Annotated in this window: 33 protein-coding genes; 9 read left to right on the forward strand and 24 right to left on the reverse strand. The window is 43.3% G+C overall.

Annotation, left to right across the window (positions count from 1 at the left end):
* Positions 1-19 precede the first annotated feature (19 nt).
* The 13 genes from KJS65_RS11335 to KJS65_RS11395 all read right to left on the reverse strand — a co-directional run bounded on the left by KJS65_RS11335 (position 20) and on the right by KJS65_RS11395 (position 7921).
* The gene (locus KJS65_RS11335; protein ID WP_213649912.1) at positions 20-559 is read right to left on the reverse strand and encodes an NUDIX hydrolase; all 540 of its coding nucleotides are present in this window, start codon (positions 557-559) and stop codon (positions 20-22) included.
* A 42-nt stretch (positions 560-601) separates the two neighbouring features.
* Positions 602-901, reverse strand: a complete 300-nt coding sequence (locus KJS65_RS11340; RefSeq protein ID WP_213649913.1) for an antibiotic biosynthesis monooxygenase family protein — start codon at positions 899-901, stop codon at positions 602-604.
* A gap of 58 nt (positions 902-959) precedes the next feature.
* A complete protein-coding gene (locus tag KJS65_RS11345) occupies positions 960-1559 on the reverse strand; it encodes a GNAT family N-acetyltransferase (protein ID WP_213649914.1) in 600 nt (199 codons plus the stop codon).
* Positions 1560-1605: 46 nt separating this feature from the next.
* The gene (locus KJS65_RS11350) at positions 1606-2091 is read right to left on the reverse strand and encodes a GNAT family N-acetyltransferase (RefSeq protein WP_213649915.1); all 486 of its coding nucleotides are present in this window, start codon (positions 2089-2091) and stop codon (positions 1606-1608) included.
* Positions 2092-2139: 48 nt separating this feature from the next.
* Positions 2140-2538: a VOC family protein gene (locus tag KJS65_RS11355; RefSeq protein WP_244864489.1), complete on the reverse strand. Its 399-nt coding sequence runs from the start codon at positions 2536-2538 to the stop codon at positions 2140-2142.
* Positions 2539-2796: 258 nt separating this feature from the next.
* Positions 2797-3696 (reverse strand): homoserine kinase, encoded by a 900-nt coding sequence (locus KJS65_RS11360; protein ID WP_244864490.1) that lies wholly within the window; start codon positions 3694-3696, stop codon positions 2797-2799.
* A 130-nt stretch (positions 3697-3826) separates the two neighbouring features.
* Positions 3827-4183 (reverse strand): YrdB family protein, encoded by a 357-nt coding sequence (locus KJS65_RS11365; RefSeq protein WP_280531313.1) that lies wholly within the window; start codon positions 4181-4183, stop codon positions 3827-3829.
* A 5-nt stretch (positions 4184-4188) separates the two neighbouring features.
* Complete coding sequence (locus tag KJS65_RS11370) at positions 4189-4923, reverse strand: class I SAM-dependent DNA methyltransferase (RefSeq protein WP_213649917.1); 735 nt, start codon at positions 4921-4923, stop codon at positions 4189-4191.
* 24 nt (positions 4924-4947) lie between these two features.
* Entirely contained in the window at positions 4948-5400 is a 453-nt protein-coding gene (locus tag KJS65_RS11375; RefSeq protein ID WP_213649918.1) for a VanZ family protein, read from the reverse strand.
* 276 nt (positions 5401-5676) lie between these two features.
* On the reverse strand, positions 5677-5934 hold the full coding sequence (locus KJS65_RS11380; RefSeq protein WP_213649919.1) for a DUF2164 domain-containing protein: 258 nt from the start codon (positions 5932-5934) through the stop codon (positions 5677-5679).
* Between the two features lie 73 nt (positions 5935-6007).
* Positions 6008-6529 carry a GrpB family protein gene (locus KJS65_RS11385; RefSeq protein WP_213649920.1) on the reverse strand — a complete coding sequence of 174 codons (522 nt, stop codon included), beginning with the start codon at positions 6527-6529 and terminating at the stop codon, positions 6008-6010.
* A gap of 45 nt (positions 6530-6574) precedes the next feature.
* Positions 6575-7579: a serine hydrolase domain-containing protein gene (locus tag KJS65_RS11390; protein WP_213649921.1), complete on the reverse strand. Its 1005-nt coding sequence runs from the start codon at positions 7577-7579 to the stop codon at positions 6575-6577.
* Between the two features lie 54 nt (positions 7580-7633).
* Positions 7634-7921, reverse strand: coding sequence for a hypothetical protein (locus tag KJS65_RS11395; protein WP_213649922.1), 288 nt, complete (start codon positions 7919-7921; stop codon positions 7634-7636).
* Between the two features lie 340 nt (positions 7922-8261).
* Here KJS65_RS11395 and KJS65_RS11400 point away from each other — a divergent pair, with 340 nt between their 5' ends.
* The 7 genes from KJS65_RS11400 to KJS65_RS11430 all read left to right on the forward strand — a co-directional run bounded on the left by KJS65_RS11400 (position 8262) and on the right by KJS65_RS11430 (position 14999).
* The gene (locus KJS65_RS11400) at positions 8262-8969 is read left to right on the forward strand and encodes a response regulator transcription factor (protein WP_213649923.1); all 708 of its coding nucleotides are present in this window, start codon (positions 8262-8264) and stop codon (positions 8967-8969) included.
* A 6-nt stretch (positions 8970-8975) separates the two neighbouring features.
* Positions 8976-10199 carry a sensor histidine kinase gene (locus tag KJS65_RS11405; RefSeq protein ID WP_213649924.1) on the forward strand — a complete coding sequence of 408 codons (1224 nt, stop codon included), beginning with the start codon at positions 8976-8978 and terminating at the stop codon, positions 10197-10199.
* Positions 10200-10407: 208 nt separating this feature from the next.
* Positions 10408-11685 (forward strand): glycosyltransferase family 39 protein, encoded by a 1278-nt coding sequence (locus KJS65_RS11410; RefSeq protein WP_213649925.1) that lies wholly within the window; start codon positions 10408-10410, stop codon positions 11683-11685.
* Entirely contained in the window at positions 11663-12415 is a 753-nt protein-coding gene (locus tag KJS65_RS11415; protein ID WP_213649926.1) for a glycosyltransferase family 2 protein, read from the forward strand. The genes KJS65_RS11410 and KJS65_RS11415 overlap by 23 nt, the downstream gene beginning before the upstream one ends.
* Positions 12405-12809 (forward strand): DUF2304 domain-containing protein, encoded by a 405-nt coding sequence (locus KJS65_RS11420; RefSeq protein WP_213649927.1) that lies wholly within the window; start codon positions 12405-12407, stop codon positions 12807-12809. Before KJS65_RS11415 ends, KJS65_RS11420 begins: the two co-directional genes overlap by 11 nt.
* Before the next feature lie 2 nt (positions 12810-12811).
* The gene (locus tag KJS65_RS11425) at positions 12812-13156 is read left to right on the forward strand and encodes an EamA family transporter (RefSeq protein WP_213649928.1); all 345 of its coding nucleotides are present in this window, start codon (positions 12812-12814) and stop codon (positions 13154-13156) included.
* A gap of 70 nt (positions 13157-13226) precedes the next feature.
* The gene (locus KJS65_RS11430; RefSeq protein WP_213649929.1) at positions 13227-14999 is read left to right on the forward strand and encodes a stalk domain-containing protein; all 1773 of its coding nucleotides are present in this window, start codon (positions 13227-13229) and stop codon (positions 14997-14999) included.
* Positions 15000-15080: 81 nt separating this feature from the next.
* On the opposite strand, the gene KJS65_RS11435 is transcribed toward KJS65_RS11430, so the two are convergent.
* From KJS65_RS11435 to KJS65_RS11450, 4 genes are all read right to left on the reverse strand, one after another.
* The gene (locus KJS65_RS11435) at positions 15081-15506 is read right to left on the reverse strand and encodes an NUDIX hydrolase (RefSeq protein ID WP_213649930.1); all 426 of its coding nucleotides are present in this window, start codon (positions 15504-15506) and stop codon (positions 15081-15083) included.
* Between the two features lie 19 nt (positions 15507-15525).
* Positions 15526-15765: a DinB family protein gene (locus KJS65_RS30270; RefSeq protein ID WP_374706152.1), complete on the reverse strand. Its 240-nt coding sequence runs from the start codon at positions 15763-15765 to the stop codon at positions 15526-15528.
* Between the two features lie 44 nt (positions 15766-15809).
* Entirely contained in the window at positions 15810-16202 is a 393-nt protein-coding gene (locus tag KJS65_RS11445) for a zinc ribbon domain-containing protein (RefSeq protein ID WP_213649931.1), read from the reverse strand.
* Positions 16203-16279: 77 nt separating this feature from the next.
* Positions 16280-16711 carry a GNAT family N-acetyltransferase gene (locus KJS65_RS11450; protein ID WP_244864492.1) on the reverse strand — a complete coding sequence of 144 codons (432 nt, stop codon included), beginning with the start codon at positions 16709-16711 and terminating at the stop codon, positions 16280-16282.
* A 129-nt stretch (positions 16712-16840) separates the two neighbouring features.
* Between KJS65_RS11450 and KJS65_RS11455 the strand changes: the two genes are divergently transcribed.
* Positions 16841-17374, forward strand: coding sequence for an SMI1/KNR4 family protein (locus KJS65_RS11455; RefSeq protein WP_213649932.1), 534 nt, complete (start codon positions 16841-16843; stop codon positions 17372-17374).
* A 77-nt stretch (positions 17375-17451) separates the two neighbouring features.
* Here the strand turns inward: KJS65_RS11455 and KJS65_RS11460 are convergent, their stop codons facing one another.
* The 4 genes from KJS65_RS11460 to KJS65_RS11475 are packed head-to-tail and all read right to left on the reverse strand — an operon-like array spanning position 17452 to position 20224.
* Complete coding sequence (locus KJS65_RS11460; RefSeq protein WP_213649933.1) at positions 17452-18228, reverse strand: Cof-type HAD-IIB family hydrolase; 777 nt, start codon at positions 18226-18228, stop codon at positions 17452-17454.
* Between the two features lie 23 nt (positions 18229-18251).
* Positions 18252-18665 (reverse strand): DUF6508 domain-containing protein, encoded by a 414-nt coding sequence (locus KJS65_RS11465; RefSeq protein WP_213649934.1) that lies wholly within the window; start codon positions 18663-18665, stop codon positions 18252-18254.
* A 42-nt stretch (positions 18666-18707) separates the two neighbouring features.
* Positions 18708-19253 (reverse strand): GrpB family protein, encoded by a 546-nt coding sequence (locus tag KJS65_RS11470; protein ID WP_213649935.1) that lies wholly within the window; start codon positions 19251-19253, stop codon positions 18708-18710.
* Positions 19250-20224 (reverse strand): helix-turn-helix transcriptional regulator, encoded by a 975-nt coding sequence (locus KJS65_RS11475; protein ID WP_213649936.1) that lies wholly within the window; start codon positions 20222-20224, stop codon positions 19250-19252. The genes KJS65_RS11470 and KJS65_RS11475 overlap by 4 nt, the downstream gene beginning before the upstream one ends.
* 179 nt (positions 20225-20403) lie before the next feature.
* Between KJS65_RS11475 and KJS65_RS11480 the strand changes: the two genes are divergently transcribed.
* Positions 20404-21216, forward strand: a complete 813-nt coding sequence (locus KJS65_RS11480; protein ID WP_213649937.1) for an alpha/beta fold hydrolase — start codon at positions 20404-20406, stop codon at positions 21214-21216.
* 96 nt (positions 21217-21312) lie between these two features.
* Here the strand turns inward: KJS65_RS11480 and KJS65_RS11485 are convergent, their stop codons facing one another.
* The 3 genes from KJS65_RS11485 to KJS65_RS11495 form a co-directional block, all read right to left on the reverse strand.
* Positions 21313-21780, reverse strand: coding sequence for an SRPBCC family protein (locus tag KJS65_RS11485; protein ID WP_213649938.1), 468 nt, complete (start codon positions 21778-21780; stop codon positions 21313-21315).
* Between the two features lie 27 nt (positions 21781-21807).
* The gene (locus tag KJS65_RS11490) at positions 21808-22302 is read right to left on the reverse strand and encodes an NUDIX hydrolase (RefSeq protein ID WP_213649939.1); all 495 of its coding nucleotides are present in this window, start codon (positions 22300-22302) and stop codon (positions 21808-21810) included.
* A 114-nt stretch (positions 22303-22416) separates the two neighbouring features.
* Positions 22417-23577 (reverse strand): MFS transporter, encoded by a 1161-nt coding sequence (locus KJS65_RS11495; protein ID WP_213649940.1) that lies wholly within the window; start codon positions 23575-23577, stop codon positions 22417-22419.
* Positions 23578-23767 lie beyond the last annotated feature (190 nt).

Genomic DNA, 23767 nt, shown 5'->3' on the forward strand with positions numbered 1-23767 from the left:
ACCCTCCATTTTTGTTGTTCTAAATGTGAGTTCTATCTAGGATACGTTCTTCAAGCAGTTTTGTATCTGTGATATTTTCGATATCCGGCTCTATACGAACGGAATCATGCCGTACCAATTCCCCATTTTGGTAGGTGCAGGTATGATCATAGCAATGTTCATCAAACAGGATTTTTTCAAGGCTCTTTGGAATGTTATATACAATACCCCGGTTATCCGGATGCAAAATCCATTCAAGCTCTTTCCAGTCCAAAATACCTTCGTCTGTCTGGATCGGAGTCGGATAATGAAATTCTTCAGGCAGCTCTGCCATGTAGGTATACATACCGCCTGTTTTTCTGGAATCGGTTAACCACGTAACCAAGCCTTTGAAATGCAGACGTCCAGGAACAATACCCGTCCCTTCCATTATTTCTCTTAACATGGACTCTCTCGGAGTCTCCCCCGGCTCCAGTTTTCCGCCCACACCATTCCACATGCCCATCCAGCTTGACTTGTTGCGATTGAGAAGAAGGATCCGGTCACCCTTTTTTATAAAACAAATCGTAAATGCAATCATATGGATCTACCTCTTGGTTTTATTTATGTTATTTCTTAGAAATCAGGCACTTTTGTATAAGAGCTCATAATGCTCAACCGTCGGAAACGGATCATAATAATGATGCAGCAGTGCTTTCCATTCCTGGTATTCAGGCGATTCTCTAAAACCTACCGTGTGATCTGTAAGCGTCTCCCATTTGACGAGCAGGATGTATTTATTGGCTTCCTCCATGCACTTGTGTAGTTCATGCTGGATGTAGCCTTTCATACCGGAGATGATCGCTGATGCCTGCGCAAAGCTCTTCTCAAAATTCTGTTCTTCTCCCGGGATTACTTGTAAAATAGCAACTTCAAGTATCATTGAACACCTCGATCCAATTTTCACAACATACATTACTCCATAAATGCCTGCGGATATGTTAAATCCCTTTGATGCGGCCTAGTGCACCGTCTTGCAGCTCATTAAAGTCACTATTCAGAATCGCATACATCTTCTGGTCGATAAATTCATCCTTGATCTTCAGCTGGCGTCTTAATATCCCTTCAAAGGTCATACCTATTTTAAGCAAAACCCGTTCCGAAGCCAAATTATCCGCATTACAGCGTCCTTCAATCCGGTTAAGTCCTAATTCTTCAAATCCGTAGCGGATCATTGGCAATGCAGCTTCTGACATGATGCCTTGCCCCCACCAGTCACAATGAAGCGCAAATCCGACCTCTGATAGTCTGTGCAGTGTATCAAAATGAATAAATCCGACACGCCCAATGAATGTACCGGTCGCCTTGTCGATGATCCCCCAGTGAAAAGCCTGACCATGGTCCATTTTTGCCTGGAGCCCGGATAAATAAGAAATGGAATCTTCAATGGTGATGTGAGCATTCCATATCGTATGTTTTGCCGCCAATGGATTGGATGCTAATGAGAAATATTCTTCAGCATCCTCCACGCTCAATTTCCGTAATAATAAGCGCGACGTCTCCATTAAAGGAGTAGAATCAAATATCTCATTTATACGCATCAGACTTCATCCTTTAATGTTTTTTCATAACCAGACAGCGGGCTAATTACCAGCGATCATCGCATAACACGACGGAGGTCTCGATCTGACGTTCCGGTACGTTCCAATATTGACGCAGCAGTATTTCCTTCTCTTCCTTGGACACCAATCGGAACCCATTCTTTACATAAAATCGGATTGCCCACTCCGCTGATCCCCAGGTTCCTATGAGGACAGGCCTATCCGATTGCGAGATAAGATGATGAAGCAGCTTGGTTCCGATGCCACCGTTACGCTGCCGGGTCCTTACATACGCATGTCTGATCAAGGATACGTCCCCTTTATCCTGGATTCCCATCACACCAACGATTTCGCCATCTTCTTCATATCCCCAAAATACAACGCCATCCTCCATTTCCCCCATTAATTCTTCAGCTGGCATATAGGGCTCATGATAGCGATCTTCCGGGATAATTCCTTTGTAAGCTTGCGATGCGTCATTGATAATCTCATAAATCACTTGTTGGTCTTGGCGGCTGCATAAACGAATCATGGTTATTCCCCTCCAAATTGAGATTCAGCGAACAACGGACTGCCTTTTTCAGAAAACAAGCTCGCAGTCATGATGCTCCCATACATCAAACAAATTACCATCCGGATCTTCCAGCACAAAAAACTTGCCATATTTGCCTTCATCCGCTATATTTCCGACCTTTACATTCTCCGAATTCAAATCGCTATGCAGGGATTCAATATCATCCGTAAAGAATGTGATGACCCATCTCTTTTGGTTATTCACTTCAAAGGTTGCTCTTGAATTGTTATCGCTTTGGATCAGATCCAATATCGGGCGATTCCCCCGGAACAAACTTAAGTAGCCTTCTCTCTGATTGCGGATATTGAATCCGAAATGCTTCACATACCACGCTGCGGAACGCTCCATATCAGAAACCGGAATAACATTATATGCAATTCCTAAAATCCTACCTTCGTTCATCATAATTACCTCCCTTACTACATAAGTCTCAGAAATAAGACGTATAATTGCTGCTCTCATTCTGCTGATGCATACTTTCCCTCATGATCACCACTTCATAATTATACCTTCCGTTCCAAATAAGGGGAATGCTTTAACTGGATAAAGACTGTAAAAATATGCTTCATTATAAGAAAAAGAGCGGCAATGACCGCTCTTTTATTACTCCAATCTCCTTCACCATCAGATGATGAATGTCATTGTCCATGAAGCCGCTCTTTTTTAGGACTGAGTCACGCTGATGTCTTCTTGGAATATGGATAAGTTTCTAAAAAAGTGCAGCTTATCATCGATATAATCGTCGCCATAATCAATGCTGCCGTGGATATGTGGATCTTTAAGGCATAAGCCAAAGAGCCATAATTGGCGAATTGCCACAAATACCGGCACTGACTGAAGATCATTTTCGCTTAGTGCTCTGATGGATTGATATCCCTTGATAAAAGCACTCCACAGCAGATCCAGCTGAGCAGGGTCATGTCCTAATCTTACTTCCCGGGCGAGCCTGAATTCAGCAATATCATAAGCGCGCCAGCCGTAACCGCATAAATCAAAATCATAATGTGTCATCGTCAAATCATCCATGTAGCTGACATTCGTATTTCCATGCAGATCCCCGTGACAGATGCCCCAGTCCAAGGTATTCAGCTCATGTTCACGAAGACTATTTTCAAGTCTTGCTGCAATTTGTTTAAGTTCCTGAAAATCCTCTGGGCGATGCTGCATATGCGGTTGAACGGCTTCCAGCGTTTGATGTATCAAATAATCCAGGGTCAGTTCTTGTCTGCTGCTGGTCGTATGGAAAGAATCACTTTTCAGATGAATCTCGGCAACAGCTTGACCAAACCGTTCACTGATTTCCTCCGTATCGATACCTTTTTCAGTTCCCTCCGCAAAGGTAAAGAGTACCGCATAGCGAGTTCCTTCCGGAGCTTGAAGTTTTTGAATAAGATTGCCCTGCTGATCCGGAATCGGAAGCGATACAGAAATGCCGTTCTGGTCCAAATGATGAAGCAGCTCCAATTCAAAAGCAACCTCAGACTCGCTTCCCCTCCAGTCACCGCGGTATACTCTGAATACATATTTCTTTTCCGGTGTCGTCACGAGATAAGTATCATTCATGCCTCTTAAGAGGTAGCTAGTACGAGTATTATTGTTCAGATGATATTGTTTTTTCAAATAATCATTAATAGCTTGATCAGATAACGTAGAATACGATACCGGGAATAACATCTATGAACACATCCTTTAGTTAAGTGTCGAAACCTTGCTGCTTCCATTTCAAAATGATAAAACGGTTGACGACGGCCAAGACCCCAAAAATCACGGCAAAGGTTACGAAGCCAGAACCGATGAAACACAGAACAGCCGCTGCGAACAAAATAGCTTCAATGAAAAGCACAACAAATAATGGAACGCGAACCGGGGCTTTCGGTGATATGAATAACCCCCAGGCGACTGCTGCAAGGATTGGTAAACCGATACCCAGAACAATCTGCATGAATACGCCCAATTGCACATGCAATCCCCAATAACATAAGGAAAACAATAAAATAAGCTCCAAAATAAATCTCAATAAAAGGTTTAATATTTTTAACGTATAGATCACCGTCTCTATATTTTCTGGGCGCTGAAAAACAAAAACAAAGGAATTCTCATGCGCCGCTCGTAAGTTTCGTTATGCTGGAAGTTCGCTTCATCGGGCCTGGATTCTCTAAGGCTGGTTATATTAAAGCCCGCATGTTGGAGCGCCGAATAGGTATCCTCAATCGTTCTGTGGTATTTTACCGCTGTTCCACCAAGCCACTCCTGCTTACGAATTCCCGTATGGAAATACTGGTCGACGATCCAATTCTGCTTCATGCCTTCCTCTCTTGGAAGTCCATAGGAGGATGTCATCACGGGATGCTCAACGGAGAAAACAAATCTACCACCGGCCATCAGGGATCGATATACCTTTTTAAAAATCGCTTCAACATCCTCTATGTAATGCAGAACAAGCCTGGAAATGACCATATCAAAATGCGAATCCGGAAAATCCCAATCCTCAATTGCAGTATATATAATCTCGGTTTTCGATCTTCGTATTGTCTTCTTCGCTTCTTCTACCATATTCGCCGAGCCTTCAATTCCGGTATACGAAACAGCTCCTGCATCGAGAAGCTCATTACCGAATGAGGCATCCCCGCATCCCAAATCCAGAATTCTCAGTCCGGACACATTGCCAATCAACTGAAGTATAATCGGCTTTTCCATGGTATCGTTGGCATTTTCAGTCCAGCTTCTTCGATCCAAATACCTTTTGAAAATCAACGCATCATCATAAAATTCGGAACCTCTGTGCTTCACTCGATCTCCTCCAGGTTGGCATTTTCACATGAAGTAATTTGATTTTTCCAGGAAAAATAACCGATACACAACATAACCCGCAGAAGCACCGATAACATTTAATATGACATCATCAATATCACCTGTACCTACCTTGAGTACGGTCTGCATGATCTCCAGAATAATGATAGAGCCGGTAAACCAAACAAAAAACACGCTGTACCTTGTTAATTTTTTGAAGAGATAGGGTAACACCAATCCGAATGGAAGAAAAACCCCGACATTACCGGCTAAGTTAATGATCGTCGTTCCAATGTTATGCTGATTCACGTTAAACATATAACTGAAAATAGTATTGAACGGAACCAGATTATAACTGATTTCGGGGTGAGCGGTTCGGCCAAATCCCCGAAACATCCAATATAGCAAGCAGGCACTGTATCCGGTAAAAAAAATCCATACGAGAACGTTTATGATTTTGTGGTTGTTTCGATTCAAAGGCTATCACCTGCTACAACAGATTTTGAACGATCGGAGTCCCTGCTTCCAGCCTATTTCGGCTCTCTTGTATGTATTTCTGCGTCCAATCATTGAGGCTCGAAAAATCAAAGCTCCGATACATTCCTACGTAAACGATAATTTCGCGCAGTCTCAGAAATAACTCCATATGCTGTAATGAATCTGCGTGAATCGAATGTTGCCTTTCGTATCCCCTCAGAAAATGCTTCATGAACCTCCGCGCCTGATCATGTCGCTGTTCAACTCCTGTCAGGTCTATCTTCTTAAGTTTTGAATCGGCTTCTCAAGGGTGTACAGTTCATCGTCGATTTGAGCCATTTTTTCGGTAATTAATGCTCTTGTATCTTCGATCGCCTGGTTATAAATATAGGGTCCGAGCTCACTGATCATAAAATCGATTAATTGCTCCGCTCCCAGCTGTCCGATGCTTTCGGAACGTTCCTCTTCAAAATAAGCCTGAACACTTTGGGCCAGCTCTATTTTTTGTTCTTTAGGCAATTTGATAGACATCATAAAATAAAAACCTCCTTATAAGTTAAACATTTATATTTTCCAATGTAATAGGGCAATTCCAAATGACCTGCTCCTAGCTTTCCTGGCTGTATTTTTTAGCCTGCCTCAATACACTTTGCACAAATTCCGCCTTTTCGTCGGAGTAAGCCAGTAATGTAGTTATTCCCTTTTGAATGGACTCACGTTTATGCATCGAATATTGTTCTGCCACTTGAGGATGGGTTCTGAGGTAATCACGAATTTGAATATTGTTGACCCACTGTTCCCCTTGGAAAATTACAACGGCCAAATTGAAGGAGTGTTCCGCGCGTTTACGAAAATATAACCGCCCTTCTACACCCGCTTCCCCAAAGCTCTCATAGTTACGCTGCTGCAGCTGGCGGAGTATTGATTCATCCAGTTCAAGTGAAGAAACGCCAATCAATATATCAATGATCGGTTTGGCAACCATGCCTCTGACCGAGGTGCTGCCGAAATGTTCGATTTCTACGGCATCAGTACCGAAGATATTCAGAAGTGCAGTCTTTTCATTTGTGAATACATCCGCCCAATGTTCGTCATAAGGGACCACCGTGATCGATTCGTCAATTTCCAAAGATCTCACCACCAATTGAATGCTCGATTTATCTATACCTTTTCACTAATCCACGCGAATATCTAATACCGCTTCATGCAGAATAGGCCGCAAATCCTTCAGCACATGATCCCTGCCTAAATGGACCGCATTCGTCAGGAACACGATAGTCACTTCATCTACTGGATTGATCCAGATACTCGTACCTGTATATCCTGTATGTCCAAAGCTGCCCATCGGCCAATGAGGGCCACATGAAAGTATTCCTTCCGGACTGTCCTGTACCTGCCAGCCAATACCTCGTCCATGAAAAGCGGATTGGGTGCAGGCATCTACCGAAGCTCTGGTCCATAATGAGTACTGCTCAGGATAAAGCCACGATTTTGCATATTTCGATATATCTTCGGCCGTTGCAAATAATCCCGCGCTGCCTGCCACTCCTCCAAGACGGTAACATGTTTCATCATGTACCTCACCAATAAGATACTTATTGCCATCCCACTCCGTCGGAGCTATCCGTTCATGCAGATTTGCAGGCGGATTAAAATAACTATCTGTCATGCCAAGCGGCATAAATATCGCTTCCCGGGCAAATTCATCCAAAGGCTTTTTCGTCAACCGGGAAATAATCCAGCCGATAAGAACCAATCCCAAGTCACTGTACTGCACGCGTTCACCGGGGCTGAATTCCAGCTCCTGTGCCATAATCAGCTGCTTAATATCGCTTTTACTGTAACGTTCTCTGAAATCCGGAAGTACGGAAGGCAGACCTGATATATGTCTTAGACAATGCTCAATCGTAACTTCGGCATGGCGAAACTCAGGAATATATTTTTGAACCGGATCTTGCAGCGACAGTTTTGATGACTGGACGAGCATCATGATTGCCGGCAGCGCCACGACAACTTTGGTCAGTGAGGCTGCATCGAAGATCGTGTCCAGCGACGCTGTCCCGTATGCCGCTTGCCATTTCATTTTGTTTTTTACCTGAATATCCACGACAGCCCCGGGTATTTTCTTTGCTGCAACCCAGCCCTCTATCAATTGATGGATCGTATCTATTCCCTTCAAAATAGTCACCACTCTCTCAGATTGTAGGTATTCCTTATGCCAGTTCAGACAACCTTAATCTTTTTTCACCATGCCCATCAGACTTACCAGCGTCCCCAGCAGAATCGTAATAAAACTCAGAATTGGCATCTGAAATTTAAAATCCAGAATAACATTGAACATGAATCCAAGCAGAATGAGCTCCGCACCAAAAAACATCATCTTCTTGCCGGATATCCGGTTGCGATAAATAAATAAAATAATGATACCGATTACAATAACAAGTATAAGCAACAAGCTAATGATTTTAAATCCCAATTCGTTTAATTGAAACAGCTGATAAAAAGGATCATGATACTCCATGAGTTCCCTCCTCTTTAAATTAAAACGCAATTGATTATATCTATCAAATTTAGAATCTCGTATATTGCTCTTTTCCCTTTGTATTGTACAGTATATTTTTCCCAAGTGCATCACAGACTGCAATCAGCAAAATGTCTGTCGCTCATGAAAAACTGCAAGCATTTCCTTCCCATTTATGCATAAAAAGCCTTTGAATGCTTATCCTAATTCTATGTCGCCATAAGGAAAAAATTAAGTTAAAGTTAAGATATTAATGATAATAATATTAAGATGTATTCGTTACTATCTATTGATAGGAATTCTACCAGTTCCAAAATTATATAAAGAGGTGTTTTCCGGCATGACCAAAGAAACGATTCTGCTCGTTGATGATGAGAAAGAGATTATAGAACTCATTGAAATATATTTAAAGAATGAAGGATACCTTCTCTACAAGGCCTCAAACGGTTTCGAGGCGCTTGATTCACTACGCAACTTCGATATTGATTTGATTATTCTTGATGTCATGATGCCCCAGATGGACGGGATCCAGGCATGTATGAAAATTCGTGAGAAAAACAATACGCCGATCATCATGCTGTCTGCTAAAAGCCAGGATATCGACAAAATTTCGGGTCTCAGCATCGGAGCTGATGATTATGTTTCCAAACCGTTTAATCCTTTAGAATTAGTCGCCCGGGTTAAATCGCAGCTGCGCAGATACAAGCTGTTAAATTACCGGGACCTCGCAGCTGAAGATGTTATTGCCATTGACGATCTGGTCATCAACACGGCGACCCACACCGTAACGGTAAGTGAACAAGAGGTCAAGCTTACTCCCCGTGAATTTGACATTTTAAAGCTCCTTGCCGTTAATCAGGGAATTGTGCTGAGTATGGATAAAATTTATCAGGAGGTGTGGAATGAGCCGTTTATGGAATCCAAAAATACAGTCATGGTCCATATCCGCAAGCTCCGGGAGAAAATCGAGAAGGATACCCAGAAACCCTACTACATTAGGACCGTATGGGGGATCGGTTATAAAATGAAGTCAGTGAAGGAGGTCTAGCTGTTGATGAAAACCAAGCTGTATATCGCAATCCGTTGGAAGTTTCTGATCATCTTCATCCTATGTACTGCACTCACGTTTCTGTTCGTATTGCTCAGCCGACTGTTCGTCACCTACATGTTGGAGCAACCTCTTTTTAATATGCCTTTTATATGGATGATCAATCATATCGGTTCAAAACCCTTGCTCCTTGTTACGGCGACAGCGTTCTTTCTCCTTCTATATATTGTGGGCAGTAGACCCATCGTCCGTTATGCGAATGAACTTTCCGGAGTTCTGCAGGATATGGCAGATGGACAATTAAATGCTTCAGCCAGCGTGAAATACGCGGATGAATTAGGTACAATCGCGACCAACATCAACAGCTTATCCGAACAGATCCATAGCTACCTGCAGGAGATCAACCACGGCTTAAACGAAATCGCCAAAGGCCATTTTGATTATGATATCAGTGTCAGAGAAAACCACGAGCTAGGCAAGATTGCGGACAGTATTAATTTGATGAGCGCACAGCTAAACCATTCCATACAAGAAGAAAGGAACGCAGAAAAAACGAAAAATGATCTGATTACAGGGGTATCCCATGATCTTCGAACCCCGCTGACCTCCATACTCGGTTTTTTGGAAATCATCGATAAGGACCGTTATACCGACGAGGTGGAGCTTCGATACTATATGAACATTGCCTACGAGAAGTCTTTGAGCCTCAAAAAGCTTATCGATGATTTGTTTGAATACACCCGTATCAACAACGGGATGCCTCTTCATCTCAGTGATCTGGATATCACCGACTTCTTCCGCCAGCTCTCCGATGAGTTCGTTCCCAGTCTAGAGCCCACAGGTATGGCTATTCAAATCCATGCTCCTGAGCACCTGCTGCGGATCCGCGCCGACGGAGATCAGCTTGTCCGCGCTTTTGAGAATCTGTTATCCAATGCTATTAAATACGGTAGTCGGGGCAAATATATCGATATATACATTCACGAAGAGAATGATGGGCAAATTGCCATACAGATCTGCAATTATGGAGATCCCATTCCCGAAAAAGATCTTCCTTATATATTTGACCGGTTTTATCGTGTCGAACAGTCCAGATCAAAGGAAACAGGCGGCACAGGACTCGGGCTTGCTATCACCAAGAGTATTATTGAAGTTCATGGAGGACGGATCTCCGTGCAGAGTTCAGCCAATCAGACGTGCTTCGAGACCCGCTTCCCCTCGGTTTCATAGAATTACTACCCCTACCTCCATCGTTATGGAGGTTTTTTTGTGTTTTATATCGTCAATCCCCTTTTATATGAAAGCAATTATACCGATATTTTTAAGCGTTTGTTAAGGATTTGGGTAGACTTGCGTTAAGAAGTCTCTAGTAATCTTAAAAGCATTAAGAACAACCATATTACTGATTCACTTGTCCAGGAAGGAGCATAATTCGCATATGTATATTAATACCTCCAGGGTTTTCACTTATAAAAAACCGCTGCTGATTACGTTCATAATTCTTATATTCGGTTTGGCCGTATATTTAAGATTGGATTTTTTAATGACGGTCAACCACCACATATCCCATGACACCTTAAACTACGATACCATGGTGCGGCAGCTGCTGGAAAAGGGGATTTACGCCTACAAGGACTCCACACCGAATGCCCAGGTCACTCCAGGTTATCCGCTATTTATGGCGGCTGTATACACGTTGGTCGATTATCATAAGCATGATCCGTTTCCATACATCCGTTACATCCAACTGATTATTAGTCTAGTCACCCTATGGATGATTTATAAGGTCTCCAGGAAGGTTACAGGTCAGACTGCCTCCCTGATCGTCCTGCTGGTTTGCAGCGTATATCCTCCATTCATTTGGAGCAATGGTGCGGTTCTTACCGAGACGCTCGCTACCTTTTTTCTCATGCTGTATATCTTTGTTCAACTGCTTGTATTTGAGAAAAAAACGAACATCTCCGCTCTGCTGGGTGGAGCTCTCATGGGTCTTCTGGTACTCACCCGGTCCGAATTTCTCATTCTGATCTTGCCGGTCTATGCTTTCCACTACTTCTGGAAAAAAGAAAAAAAACTTACCCTGCGATTGCTGTTATTCACCTGCATTGGGACGGGAATTGTACTTTCACCATGGGTGATTCGCAATGCCGTTACTCTGCATGAGGTTGTCATTGCCTCTACGCAGGTCAATCCTTTCCAGGCAGGAACGTATCCAGACAAAAATTATGAAGACGGTCTGGTTGACCGCCATGGAAAAACCCAGATGGAAGTAGCCAAGGAGCGGTTAAGGATTGGTTTTACGGAGCATACCTGGCAGTTTACCAAATGGTATACCGTCGGAAAACTCAAATACATATACGCCAATATGTATTTTGGCAGCGGTCATAGTCCATTGTATCCTGTGTTGCCGAGTCCGCTGGGCAGCGAGCTGCATCTGGCACTCGTCTATTTTTGTCCAGTTGCCTTGGTCGCACACATCCGGAGATGGCGGCAGTCCATTGCGCTGCTTACCCTGATCTTGATCATCATGACGTTAACCCGGCTGGCTTTCGTACCAGAGTATCGCTATAACTATACCGCGATGCCGATCATCATCATCATGGACACCATCACCGGAATCGCTATACTCAGCTGGGTATGGCAGAAGGTAACTAAGAGCGGCACAAATGATCCGCAGGAAGGAGTAGCGAACTATGCTGAATGTACCAGAAAATAAACCGAATTCACCCACTGTACTCGTCATTATTCCAGCCTACAATGAAGCCGAGGGCATTACACATGTTATTGAACAGCTGCGCCGTGATACACCCTATGCAGATGTGCTCGTTATTAATGACGGCTCCACCGATGCGACCAGCATGATCGCCAAAAAAGCCGGAGCCAGCGTGATTGATTTGACTTGCAATCTGGGTATTGGAGGTGCCGTACAGACGGGTTACCGCTATGCGGCAGAACATCACTACGATTATGCCGTGCAAATTGATGGCGATGGCCAGCATAATCCCCAGGACTTGGGCCGCCTGCTATCCGTAATGATGGACATCCATACTGACATGGTGGTCGGTTCGCGCTTTATTACCAAAGCAGGCTTCCAATCGACCTTCGCGCGCAAAATCGGTATTGACCTTCTGTCCACCCTTCTCAGTCGTCTTACGGGACAAAAGATTACGGATCCCACATCGGGTTACCGGTTATGCAGCAGAAGAGCCATTACCTTGTTTGCCCGCGAGTATCCAACCGACTATCCCGAAGTTGAGGCGCTGATGCTGCTGTATAACCGGGAGCTTTCGTTCACTGAAATCCCGGTCGTCATGAACGAGCGTCAGGGCGGCGTATCCAGCATCTCGGCAATAAAGTCCGTTTATTATATGAGCAAAGTAATTATTTCCGTCCTTCTCATGAAGACCCTGAAAAAGAGAGCGTGGGAAAATCGTTATGAATCTTAACATTTACTTTTTCAGCTTTTGTATTAGCCTCGGTTTTGCCGGAACGATCCTATACTTAATTCGCAAGCGCAAGTTAAGGGAGCAATATGCATTGCTTTGGCTTTTATTAAGTGCAGTCATGATGATCTTGTCGCTGTTCCCATCTCTCTTGAACGATATCGCGGCACAAATTCATATTTTCTACGCACCTTCACTCCTCTATCTTCTGAGTGTTGTGTCCATGCTGTTTATCCTGCTGCATTTAACGATGGCTGTTTCCTCGCTGACATACCGTGTCGTTGTGCTGACCCAGACCTTGGGGTTACAGGAACAGCGTATCCAGAAGCTGGAAATGCAGGTCGGCATCGGGCAAACAGCAGCAAAGAAGGAAGCTTCCATGGAGGTGATCAGCTAAATATGGCTTACTTCATGCTTCTTCTTAATATTATGCTGCTTGTTGCTGGACAAATCATCTGGAAAATGGGATTGCAGGCGCGGGGTGGCCTGCATGTCAGCAGTCTATTATCCGTGGTGTTCTCCCCGCTGATTCTATTAGGCTTAGCATTGTATGCCATCGCTACAGGATTATGGTTTTTGGTCTTATCCCGTTTGCCGTTAAGCCTGGCGTATCCCTTACAAAGCTTGGCGTACGCCATCGGTATTTTTGCAGCATGGTATATCTTCGGAGAATCCATTCCACTTAACCGCTGGATCGGAGCAGGTGTTATCGTCATGGGTGCAGTGATTATTGCCGTGAGGTAAAATATCTGCCGCGACGTCGAGAAGATTTTTGATTTGAAATATCGATATGGATAAAGGAGTTTACAATCTAATGAAGTTAAAAAAAGCTATTTTCCTCATGTTCATCCTTATGGCTCCGTTTCAAGTGACATTACCGGCAAATGCCGAATCCGCTATGGACAAGCAGGAGCTCAAAGATCCAACTACTGTGACCGTTATTTATTTAAACAGCAGCCAATTGCTCCATAATGGCAGTTCTTATTCACTGAGTCGTATCACGACCGTGAAAAAAGGAGTAACTTATGTCAGCCTCCGCTCATTATCCGAAAGTTTGGGGTATACGGTAAGCTATAGTGCCCAAACGAAAGAAACGCGGGTGAATGACCGCGGTATCAAGGCTGCATATCTGGTGAATTCGAATACCTATCAAGTAAATGGAGATCCGCAAGTCATGAAGGGAGCCGCCTATGCTGATCATGGTGTCCTTATGGTTCCGTTAACCTCACTTATCGCGGCCTTTCAAATTCCATATACCCTGCAGGGGAATCAGATACTCCTGAATTTCTTGACTCCGGGATCAGCCTCGTCCTCTACTGCAAAGAATAATGAAGCGCCAAAAGCCTATTTTACAACAGATAAGGATCAATACAGGATTGGGGAGCCGGTTTCCATCACGGATAAGAGTACTGACGATGAGGACGCCATCGTGAATCGAAAGTGGGAGAACAATGATTCTGCCTTTTTTGAAGCCGGCATCGTCGAGATCAAACTGGAAGTGACTGATCAGCGTGGCTTGTCCAATGAATACCGTAAGCAAATTGAGATTACACCAGATATTCTTTACACTAAGGACGAATATGCTAAGCGGTTCACACCGGTCGGGAATACGTTTGAAATCAATGGAAAATCAGTATTGTCTTATACATCTCTGCCTTATCAGTACACAACAGAGCCTTATATTTTATTTCGGGCCAGCGGACCGGAAACCGTCAATTCGGAAGGTATCCTGTATCAGGACACGATTTCGGGACCCACACGGTTTATGATCCATCACAAAAATAACTTGACCACGAAAGCCAGGTTCTATTTGATAGCCCATAACAACAATGACACAGCTGCCTCCATCCATATCCAGAACGAGGGTATAGCTGGGCCGTCACCTTATCCGGAATTATCCGGAAGACTGGCGGGAGCGAGATACTTGCAGTCCACTATTACGGAAAATGATCAGCAAAGTCTTCAACTGGCTGCCGGTGAAAGTACGATCCTCTTCAATAAGCTAAATTCTACTGCTGCCGCACCCGGTGATGTCGTGTCCATGAATGCCGATCTTGTCAGTGACTCACCGATTCAATATACGATGTTAATGGTTCACGCGGATCAGGAACCCCTGGAAGCCATCTCCACCCTGCCCGATCTGGATCCCCATGAATCTATTGTTCGCGGAACCTTTGCGGATTCAACCCGGATATTTAATTACGATGGGATCGTTGGGGATGAAGCGGAGCGCCTGCCATTAACAGACAATACGACCGATCCTTTTCAAGAAGGGATGGATGGGTTGCAGAATCGCGTAGCTATCAATTCGGGGAACTACGGGGTAATGTACAAAATTATTTTGAACCATGTAGCCCCAGATACAGTTATTTCCTTTAATCCGCGGGGAGGAAGATATTTCGGTTCTGCAAGGGTGAATCAGGACATCGTGGATATCAAGCACAGCAGCGATACGCAAAATTCCGCCAGCGTGCTGTACCGTACACAAAGCCAAGAGGAAAAAGTGGAGATATGGCTGTCGCCCGCACCCGGAAGTAATCTGCCATTTTCGTTATTATTTCTGCCCATATCTGAAGCAAAAAAATAAGCCCTCACTGGATAATTTACTTCCACCTAAAACGCAGGAGACCCGGCTTTAGAGCCGGGCCCACTTTCATCAAGTTAATCTTTATACTTTTCCTTCATAAAAATAATCCACTTCTATATTCTTTTTCACGACCGCAGATAGCCCTCCTCGATAGTAAGGCATTAGCTCATCCGCCTGCTCCAGGTTTATCCAACTGATCTCCAGAATTTCATCAGGTCTAATAATTCCCTCATGTCCGCTGATTATTTCAGCCCTGAAAGTGAAGAAAACAACATGCTCCTGTTTCTCTTCCATGAAAAGCTCATTCACAGCTACGATCCCAAACACTCTAATGACCAGTCCTGTTTCTTCCTGTGCTTCTCTAACCGCAGCCATTTCTAATGTTTCATTCTTTTCTACCGCGCCACCTGGTAAAGTCCAATGCTCATTGTCCTTGTTCTTCACCATCAGAACTTTAGTTTTAGCTTCATTGGTTATTAAGGAATAAACGACGTCTATACGGTGCATCTTGAATCCTCCCTAGTAATTAAAGCATATGCCCGTTATCAGACCTCATGAATGCCTGGGTCTGGGCTATATGATGCCGACTATGCCATATGAATCGCTGGAGTGCTGTTTCTAACGTAATTTGCCCCAGCACCTGAGTGCAGAGCTTCTTCTTAAAATCATCCGGATCTAAACTGTTCAGTAGAATCACAAAGCGCTGATGCAGTGCTTCCATAAACAAAAGAGAACTCTCAACAGGTAAATCCCGGTAATCACCCAACTCAGCCCAGAGATCTTCACGAAAAGGAATCTCCTTTTTATAACCTATCGTCCAAACAAAATATCCATCACCGTGCTGAGTTTCCCGGACTTGTATCCACGCAGTACATCGGGATTATATATTTCTACAAATCCGCAATGCGTGCATGATACGAACAGAAAATGATGATAATTGATATCCATAATTTTGCTGATTCCCGTACCGCTCATTGCCACTTCATCCGTGATACACTCGTCATGCCCGCATTTGGAACACTTGAACTCATTCATAATCACCGTTTCAATATCCAAATCAGCCGTATCTGCTTCTACATCCCCAATAGCATTTGTTTCTCCATTGGAACCCATGAGATGTTCCGGTAATACTTCAGTTTTGCATTCTGGACATACCTGATCCACCAGTTCAACCTCTTGTCCGCACCAAGGACATTGAATCATTGGATTTCCCCCTTTGTTACCATTCATATGCCTCGGCCGCAGCAATCCATATCACACATTACTCTCTTCCTGTGGGTCTATAAATGCTTTCGGAAGCCTTCGACCTGTTCGTCCCTGTACCCCAGCTTCTCATAGAAAATATGAGCCTCCTTGCGCTTCTCGCCAGACACAAAAATAATATAGGCACAGCCCTTATCTCTTGCAATCTGTTCGATTTCAGCCATCAGCTTCTTCCCGATGCCTTGCCTGCGGATTTGATCGGACACGATTACATTTTCAATTACCATGAATGGTTTGCACGTACCAACGAAATCAAGGCAAATAATACCCATCAGTGAACCGGCTAACTCTCCTTCATGAAAAGCGCCTAAGATATGATAATTGCCGCTGGCTACAGCAGACTTGAATACTTCTTTCATGCGCTCCTCGTTGGTCGGTATTCCCATCAACTCTTCATATAAATGGCTCAATGCCAAAAGATCATCTTCTGTAATTGGTTTAACGGTCATTATGGATCTCCTGCTTTCTTGATGAATTCACTTCCATAATGCAAGTGTACCTGGATTGCTGGCAAGAAGCCATAATGCATAAATGAAGAATTTTCGGTATGATAGGTTTAAAGGAAGCGAGGTCACCATATGAACAACCAAGCTGAGCTGCTATGGCAGCAGATTTTTGAAAAGGGTACTTCACATACAGCGGATTTTAAAGATGCTCTTAACCTGCTGCCGGGGGCTGAGGATGAAGAATTTGCGTCCCTTGAGGTCAAGTTAGGGTTGACGCTGCCCGAAGAAATGAAAAGCTTCTACAAGGTACATAACGGACAGAATTGGTCTGCTGGTTCACATAGCTTCGTTCGAAATCTGACACTGACGCCGATTGCTGCAGTGATGGACAACTGGGCTTTTTTACAGGAAGAATTCGATCCGGATGATATGGAAAAGGATATCGAATCTGGAATTAAGCCGATGCTCTGGAACGCCAAGTGGATTCCGATTGCGGAAAACGGTGCAGGTGACTATCTCTGTCTGGATACAGATCCCACGGAGGAAGGCAATTACGGGCAGGTGTTATATTTTTGGCATGACTGGGGTAACCGTTCTGTTGAGGCTAGAAATCTCTTTGATTTTATTGAACGCTGCCTGCAAGAAGAAGATGAGAAAGAGGATTAAACAGACGGTGATGTAATCACCGTTTTTTCATCTTGATCTATTAATGGCGGGAATGAACCCCAGTCATTGGGTTGGCATTAAATAATGCCGAACTTTTTTAGCGCATAGGAAATTCCGTCTTCACTGGCTTTTTTGGTTACAAAATCTGCTTTCTCTTTAAGCTCTTGCTCCCCGTTTCCCATGGCAATTCCAAGTCCCACGTACTCCAGCATATCGATGTCATTTCCTCCGTCACCAAAGGCAACCGCTTCAGAACTGCTAAAATTGAAATGCTCCAGCACCTTTTTTATCGCAGATGATTTGGTGGCCTCGAATTCCTCATACACGTTCATCACATAGTTATGCCAGCGTTTGAATTTCAGTGTTGGGAATTTGTCTACGAATTTTTGAGCCTCGCTGTCATCGGCGTATAAACACATTCCGTAAATCTCTTCTGTGACTGAAATCATCTTTTCCGGAAAATCGATAATCGACAATGTCTCTTTCAAAGTATGGATCACCCGCTGATTATCATGTCCAATGCCGTTCATCATGTATTGCTCCGTAAAATAGGAGAGGCTGTGTCCATTGAGCTCCGCAAAAGCCGAGACCCCCTGAACCGTTTCCGCCGTAATGACCGATTTATGGATCGTTTGGTCATTGTATTTCACCAATGCTCCGTTGGCAGATATAAATGTATCAAACCCAATCAATTTAAACTCTTGGCACAGATTATAAGGCCTTCCTGTCGCAATAACGACTTTTATTCCTTGCTCCATCAACTGAATAATGGCTTGTTGGGTGCTAAGCGGCATACTTCTGTCCGTTTCACTTAGCAGGGTTCCGTCTACATCAAAAAATACGATTTTATACATTTCTGTGCAAGCCACCTTTGTCATTACGATTCATTCTCTTCGGTTCCTCCGTAAGCGAATTGCTGAAGCCTTGTTAAAACTTGAGCAATTTTGCCGTTCATCGCGACAGCAAGAAATAAACCTTCCATAAACCGATCACCTCGTATATAGCTGGTTACAAGCTTTCTCAAGGTCTCCAGATCAGCACTCATAATATGTTCCTCTATATCCCCGTCTATATCCTTATAGATCTCATATTCGCGGATCCATGCACCCCAATCGAACACGATTAGGAAACCCGTATCATACAGCTCCTTGCGGAATGCAAGTATGGTCTCTGCTTCACATGTGTAGCCATTCACTTCCCTGCAAAAGGTATCGGCAGGCCCCTGGAAAAATTCAAGATATTGGATTAATCTATCGATTTCGGTTGCAGTTATGATTGCATTATCCTGCAAAATGGTTCCTCCTCACCTGATCCCTCAAAGTGTCTATAGACGCTACATATCCGACCTATCGGGCCTCCATCCGATATCTTGGCTCCACTGACTTGCCCTTCTCATTATCTCCCATATGAAAGGCTCTTTTTCTTCGACATACCGATGCCGATCCTGTTGATACAATTTCATGAGAGTATACTTGAGTTCAGCATATTTTTGCGCGTCCTCCGCATGACTCCGTAAGTAATCCCTAAACAATAAGGCAAATTGTTCAGAGAAACTTCCAGCTTCTCTGATATGAATGTGGGTTCTTCGCGTTCCGCTGCCTTCTCTAAAATATCTTTTGGTTCTTTCCATGTTATCTGCTCTAAAAATGTACCCCAAGCCTTCCATTTGTGTTTGGTAGACGCCAACGGGCTCTAATGCCTGGACAGATATTTGGATATCAATGATCGGTTTTGCATCCAGCCCAACTACCGCTGTTGATCCGATGTGATCTATTCTTAGTGCAATGTCTTGAAGTGCATTTCGGATTCTATATGCGATCTCATTGAACTCAATCGCCCATTCAGGATTGTAGGGTGCAACAATGATTTCATTATTCATGTGATGCCCTTTCTTCGGTTCATGGTCTGTTGATCATATTTGGACATGAGCTCGGACAGAATTTTTTGGATGCAGCTCAGAAGCTCTGGAGGATTCTCCACAGTAACTTTTAAGCCCAAACCAATAAAAAATTGTGCAAAGAACGGAATGTCGCTCTTTAATATATTTCCTTCCAGCCAACCGGTACCATCCTCACGGGTCTGAAGCTTAAGCACAGGCCATGGCTCAGACTCATACGTCAGAACACCGTCTTTGGTCAATTCCGCGAAAAGATGGACATACTCCTGATCTACTTGGCGGATCAATTCTCTATTCTCTAGGTGGATATGCCGAATATCCATCGGTGCCTTTTCCGAAAGGTCAACAGAATGTATTCGATCGCATCGAAACACACGGATTTCATGATTTCGAAAAGAATAAGCAGGACAGTACCACAATCCATTCCTTGTATAAATTCCAATAGGCTGTATTTCCCTGCTCGTTTGATTGTCTTTTGATTCATATTCAACGGTCAGGACTTTCTGCTGAATAGCAGCGTCTAGCAATATGGATAAATGCGGTGCAGTGACCTGCCTTTCCGGCGTCACAAAATCAACACGATTTTTCATTTGATCAATACGATCCCGGGTGTCGCCGGACATGTAGTAATAAAACTTGCTTAATGCCGCAGTTGATTCCGTCTCAAAAGGAAGGGAAGAATAGTGACGTAAAGCATGGATCGCAAAAAATATCGAAACAGCTTCCTCCTCGGTGAACGCTATAGGTGGCAAGGTTCTCTCCCTTAACACTTGGTAGCCCCCATGCGGCCCTACTTCCGAATATAAAGGAACTCCCAATTCACTTAATTCCTGCAAATCCCTGAGAATCGTTCGCGATGACACCCCATACTCTTGTGCGAGCTCCTTCACTGTAAACTTACGTTTCCGATTAACGGTCATCATTAGTTCCATAAGTCTTTTGGATTTAGACATCGCTTTTACTCCGTTATTTATGATTATGACAATACTTGTCACTATTATCATTTAAAATGAATTTCAAGTCCAGCCTGAGCGCATGGCGTGAAGGAAATGAACTTGTATTCCGGATAACCTGTAAAAGCCAGATTGCAATCGAGTTAACTTTTACTAACCTACTAGGAGGTAACAACCATATGCTGCATTCACATCACAGTCGTTTGCCAGTCAGAAAGTATTTTACATCAGGTACTTTAAAGCTTTCTTATCTTGATTTTGGCGGAGAAAATCCAAATATACTACTTATGCTGCATGGTCACATGGGCAACGCAAGAACCTTTTCGGAACTAGCTTACAAATTTCCTGAATGGCATGTTATCGCTTTGGACCAGCGTGGACATGGCTGGAGTGAGCATGCTCCTGAGAAGGATTATTCAAGAGAAGGTTATTTGGCCGATATTCATCATTTTATATGCCAAGAGCTTGGTGAAACACCTGTTACGTTGTTGGGTCATTCTTTAGGTGGTGTCAACGCCTACCAGTTTGCAGCCCGGTATCCTGAGCTTGTCAACGCTGTAATTGTGGAAGACATTGGCGTTGAAATAAACAGTAACCTGAACTTTGCCGAAATGCTTCCTACACGATCCTCTTCTCTAAAGGAATTAAGAGACTCGCTCCTGCAAGCAGGGCTTAAAGCCATTGATTATTTTTCTGAAAGCGTATTTGAAGATGAGGCAGGCTGGGGATTTCGTTCAGATCTAGCAGGGATGAGCATTTCCCAACAACACATCAACGGAGCTTGGTGGGAGGATTGGATGTCCTCGACTTGCCCTATTTTGCTGATTCACGGTAAAAAAAGCTTCGTCATGGATGCAAATCATGCTGAGCTTATGGTATCCAGAAGACCCAACACCAAGCTTGAAGTTTTTGCAGAATGCGGTCACGGCGTCCATTCCGATGATCTGGAGGGATTTTATCGCGTTGTAAAGAAGTTTCTCGACGAGCTGTAGGAATTATCAAGGAAAAGAGCCGGCTGTTTCAGCGTGTAGACATTAGAAGGTTAAGAGGAAACCCGGGTGGATCCTGCGATCCACCTTTTTGGCCGGTTAGGTACGGTCATGTATTGATTCAGCCACCAGCTTTAATTGATTGTTTCGGTGCTCCAGAAAACTCTTCATGTATTTCTTTAATATTAATCTCTCCGTGATCCAGCCTAGGATTCCGAATGGGGCTTCAAGAATCAACTTATCCTTCATTAATGTCTTTCGGTTAACCTCTTCAAAAGTATGCTCATGTCTTAAACTCTTAAATGCCCCCTTCATCATTACATCCACGAAAACATATGGTCGCTTATAATGAGCGATTTTTGATGTAAGCTTTTGTCTAATCAGAAAATAGGTAGCTTGGAAGGTTACAACTCCTTCTTCACCAATCATGCCTTCGGTCGTTCCCCCAATTGCCCTTTCCCTTGTATGCTTCCACACCGTTTGGGTGTGTACCGTGATATCCCTTGCTAGATCAAAACAAGCATCTATAGGTAGATCAATGAGAATTTCGGTTTCGACGATGATCAAGCGGGACACCTCATTATGTCTGTGATTTCATTGCTTTTCGGATATAGTCTTATGCATTTTCACTTCAAATTGTGGCTTGGTGACATAATCCATGTACTGAATCTGTCCATCAAAATCCAAATAAACTTGATATCGGGTACGAATGGCAGGTGCAGTCACCATATCAAGCACTTTTCCTTTATCAATCCAGCAGCTTTCCGATGTTTCCTCTGAAGTACATAATTCTCCGCCCACTGGCTTACATACAAAATCCAGCATCAACTTTGTAGGCACATCGGTTATTCCATCATGCCATTTATATATTCCCGTGTTTGAATAAACCCCAATCATGTGGGATACTATGGCAATAATACCGCTCTCCTCTTCTATTTCTCTACATAATGCATCCACCAAATTTTCACCAACCTCTACTTGTCCACCGGGAAAAACCCAACCACCATGTTGTGTCTTTACTAAAAGAATCTGACCTAGTTCATTTTCTACGATTCCACCTGCGGCTACGATATGGGTCGGCATTGTCATCCTTGTTCCCCCTAATCATTTTATTTTTCTTCACTCTAGCTCCCAGAATCGAATATTTCAATCATAACAAATCCACCTCTATGAACATAGAAGTGGATTTGTTTTTAATTCGGATTATTTATGTCTTCCCTTTTCATTTAAATAATCCTTATAGACCAACACAGCAACAACAATAAAACTTAGACTGACCATGCGAAAGATCATCTCTAAACTAACCCACTCAGCTAAAATACCTAATATAAATGCGCTAATTCCAATACCAACATCAAAACTGGAATAAAACGTCGCATTCGCTGCACCGCTTTTTTCTTCACTTACCTTTTGAACTGCCCATGTTTGCAAGCATGGAGAGACAGTTCCATAGCCTGCACCGAACAGAATCGCACCAACAATAAGATGAAAATCATTTGTTGCATAAGACAGGATAACGAGTGACAAGAACCCTGACATAGCCGCCACAATGATGATAATCCAAGGTCCCTTTTTGTCATACCATCTTCCGGTAAACGGACGTAATACAGTTGAAACCACGGCATTAATAAGGAAGAACAGAAAAATATGCTCTAACCCCTTTTGTTTTCCGAAAAGAACTAAGAATGTAACAATCGCCCCATAAGCAAATGTGGTAATGACCGACAGTAATGCAGGAAACCACGCATCTTTTTCAAAAATCATTTTTAAAAATTGAAATGGCGGTTTCTCCCTCTTTACTGGAGCAGGCGAATGCAAAAATTGAAGCGCAATGACTGCCGTTAGACTAAGAATTACGGATGACCAAATTAAGATGTCAAAGGAAAATGAGTCATATATAAATATACCTAAACTCGGTGCGATGATAGCCCCCACAGTCGTTGAAATAGAGAAATACCCCATTCCTTCTCCTAACCGAGTTTTAGGAATCAGATCGACTGCAATTGTACCATTAGCTGTTGTTGATACGCCCCATGCAATGCCATGAAAAAATCGTAACAATAAATAAAGCCATAATATATTCAGGAAAGGATACACGAATGTAATACTCATTAAAACCACAGTAGCGCCAATGGCTAGAGCTTTACGCTGGTTATCAATGAAATAGAATCCTACCAAAGGCCTGATGAGTACAGCGCCTACAGTAAATAACGTTGTCACCAAACCCACTTGAATGGTAGTCGCATGAAGACTTATCAAATAAGCCGGCAAAATAGGAAGCAGCATTTCAAACCCAATAAAAACGGCAAGGTTACTGATCAACAAAAAAAGAAATGATTTATTAAATATTTTTTGATTTTCCATATCATATTCCTCGCTTCTAAATTTTTTTAACTTAGAAGCGCTTGAAACACTGAAACGTTCCTATATTGCCTAAGATTCTTAAGCAATTGTCTCACCCTTTCTACAATTAGACATCATCCAATAAGATTCCATTTATACATATTCATCTCAATTTTTCTTCTTTTAGAACACAAAAAAACGCCTTATAAAA

The sequence above is a fragment of the Paenibacillus sp. J23TS9 genome (genome assembly GCF_018403225.1).
GTDB lineage: Bacteria > Bacillota > Bacilli > Paenibacillales > Paenibacillaceae > Paenibacillus_AQ.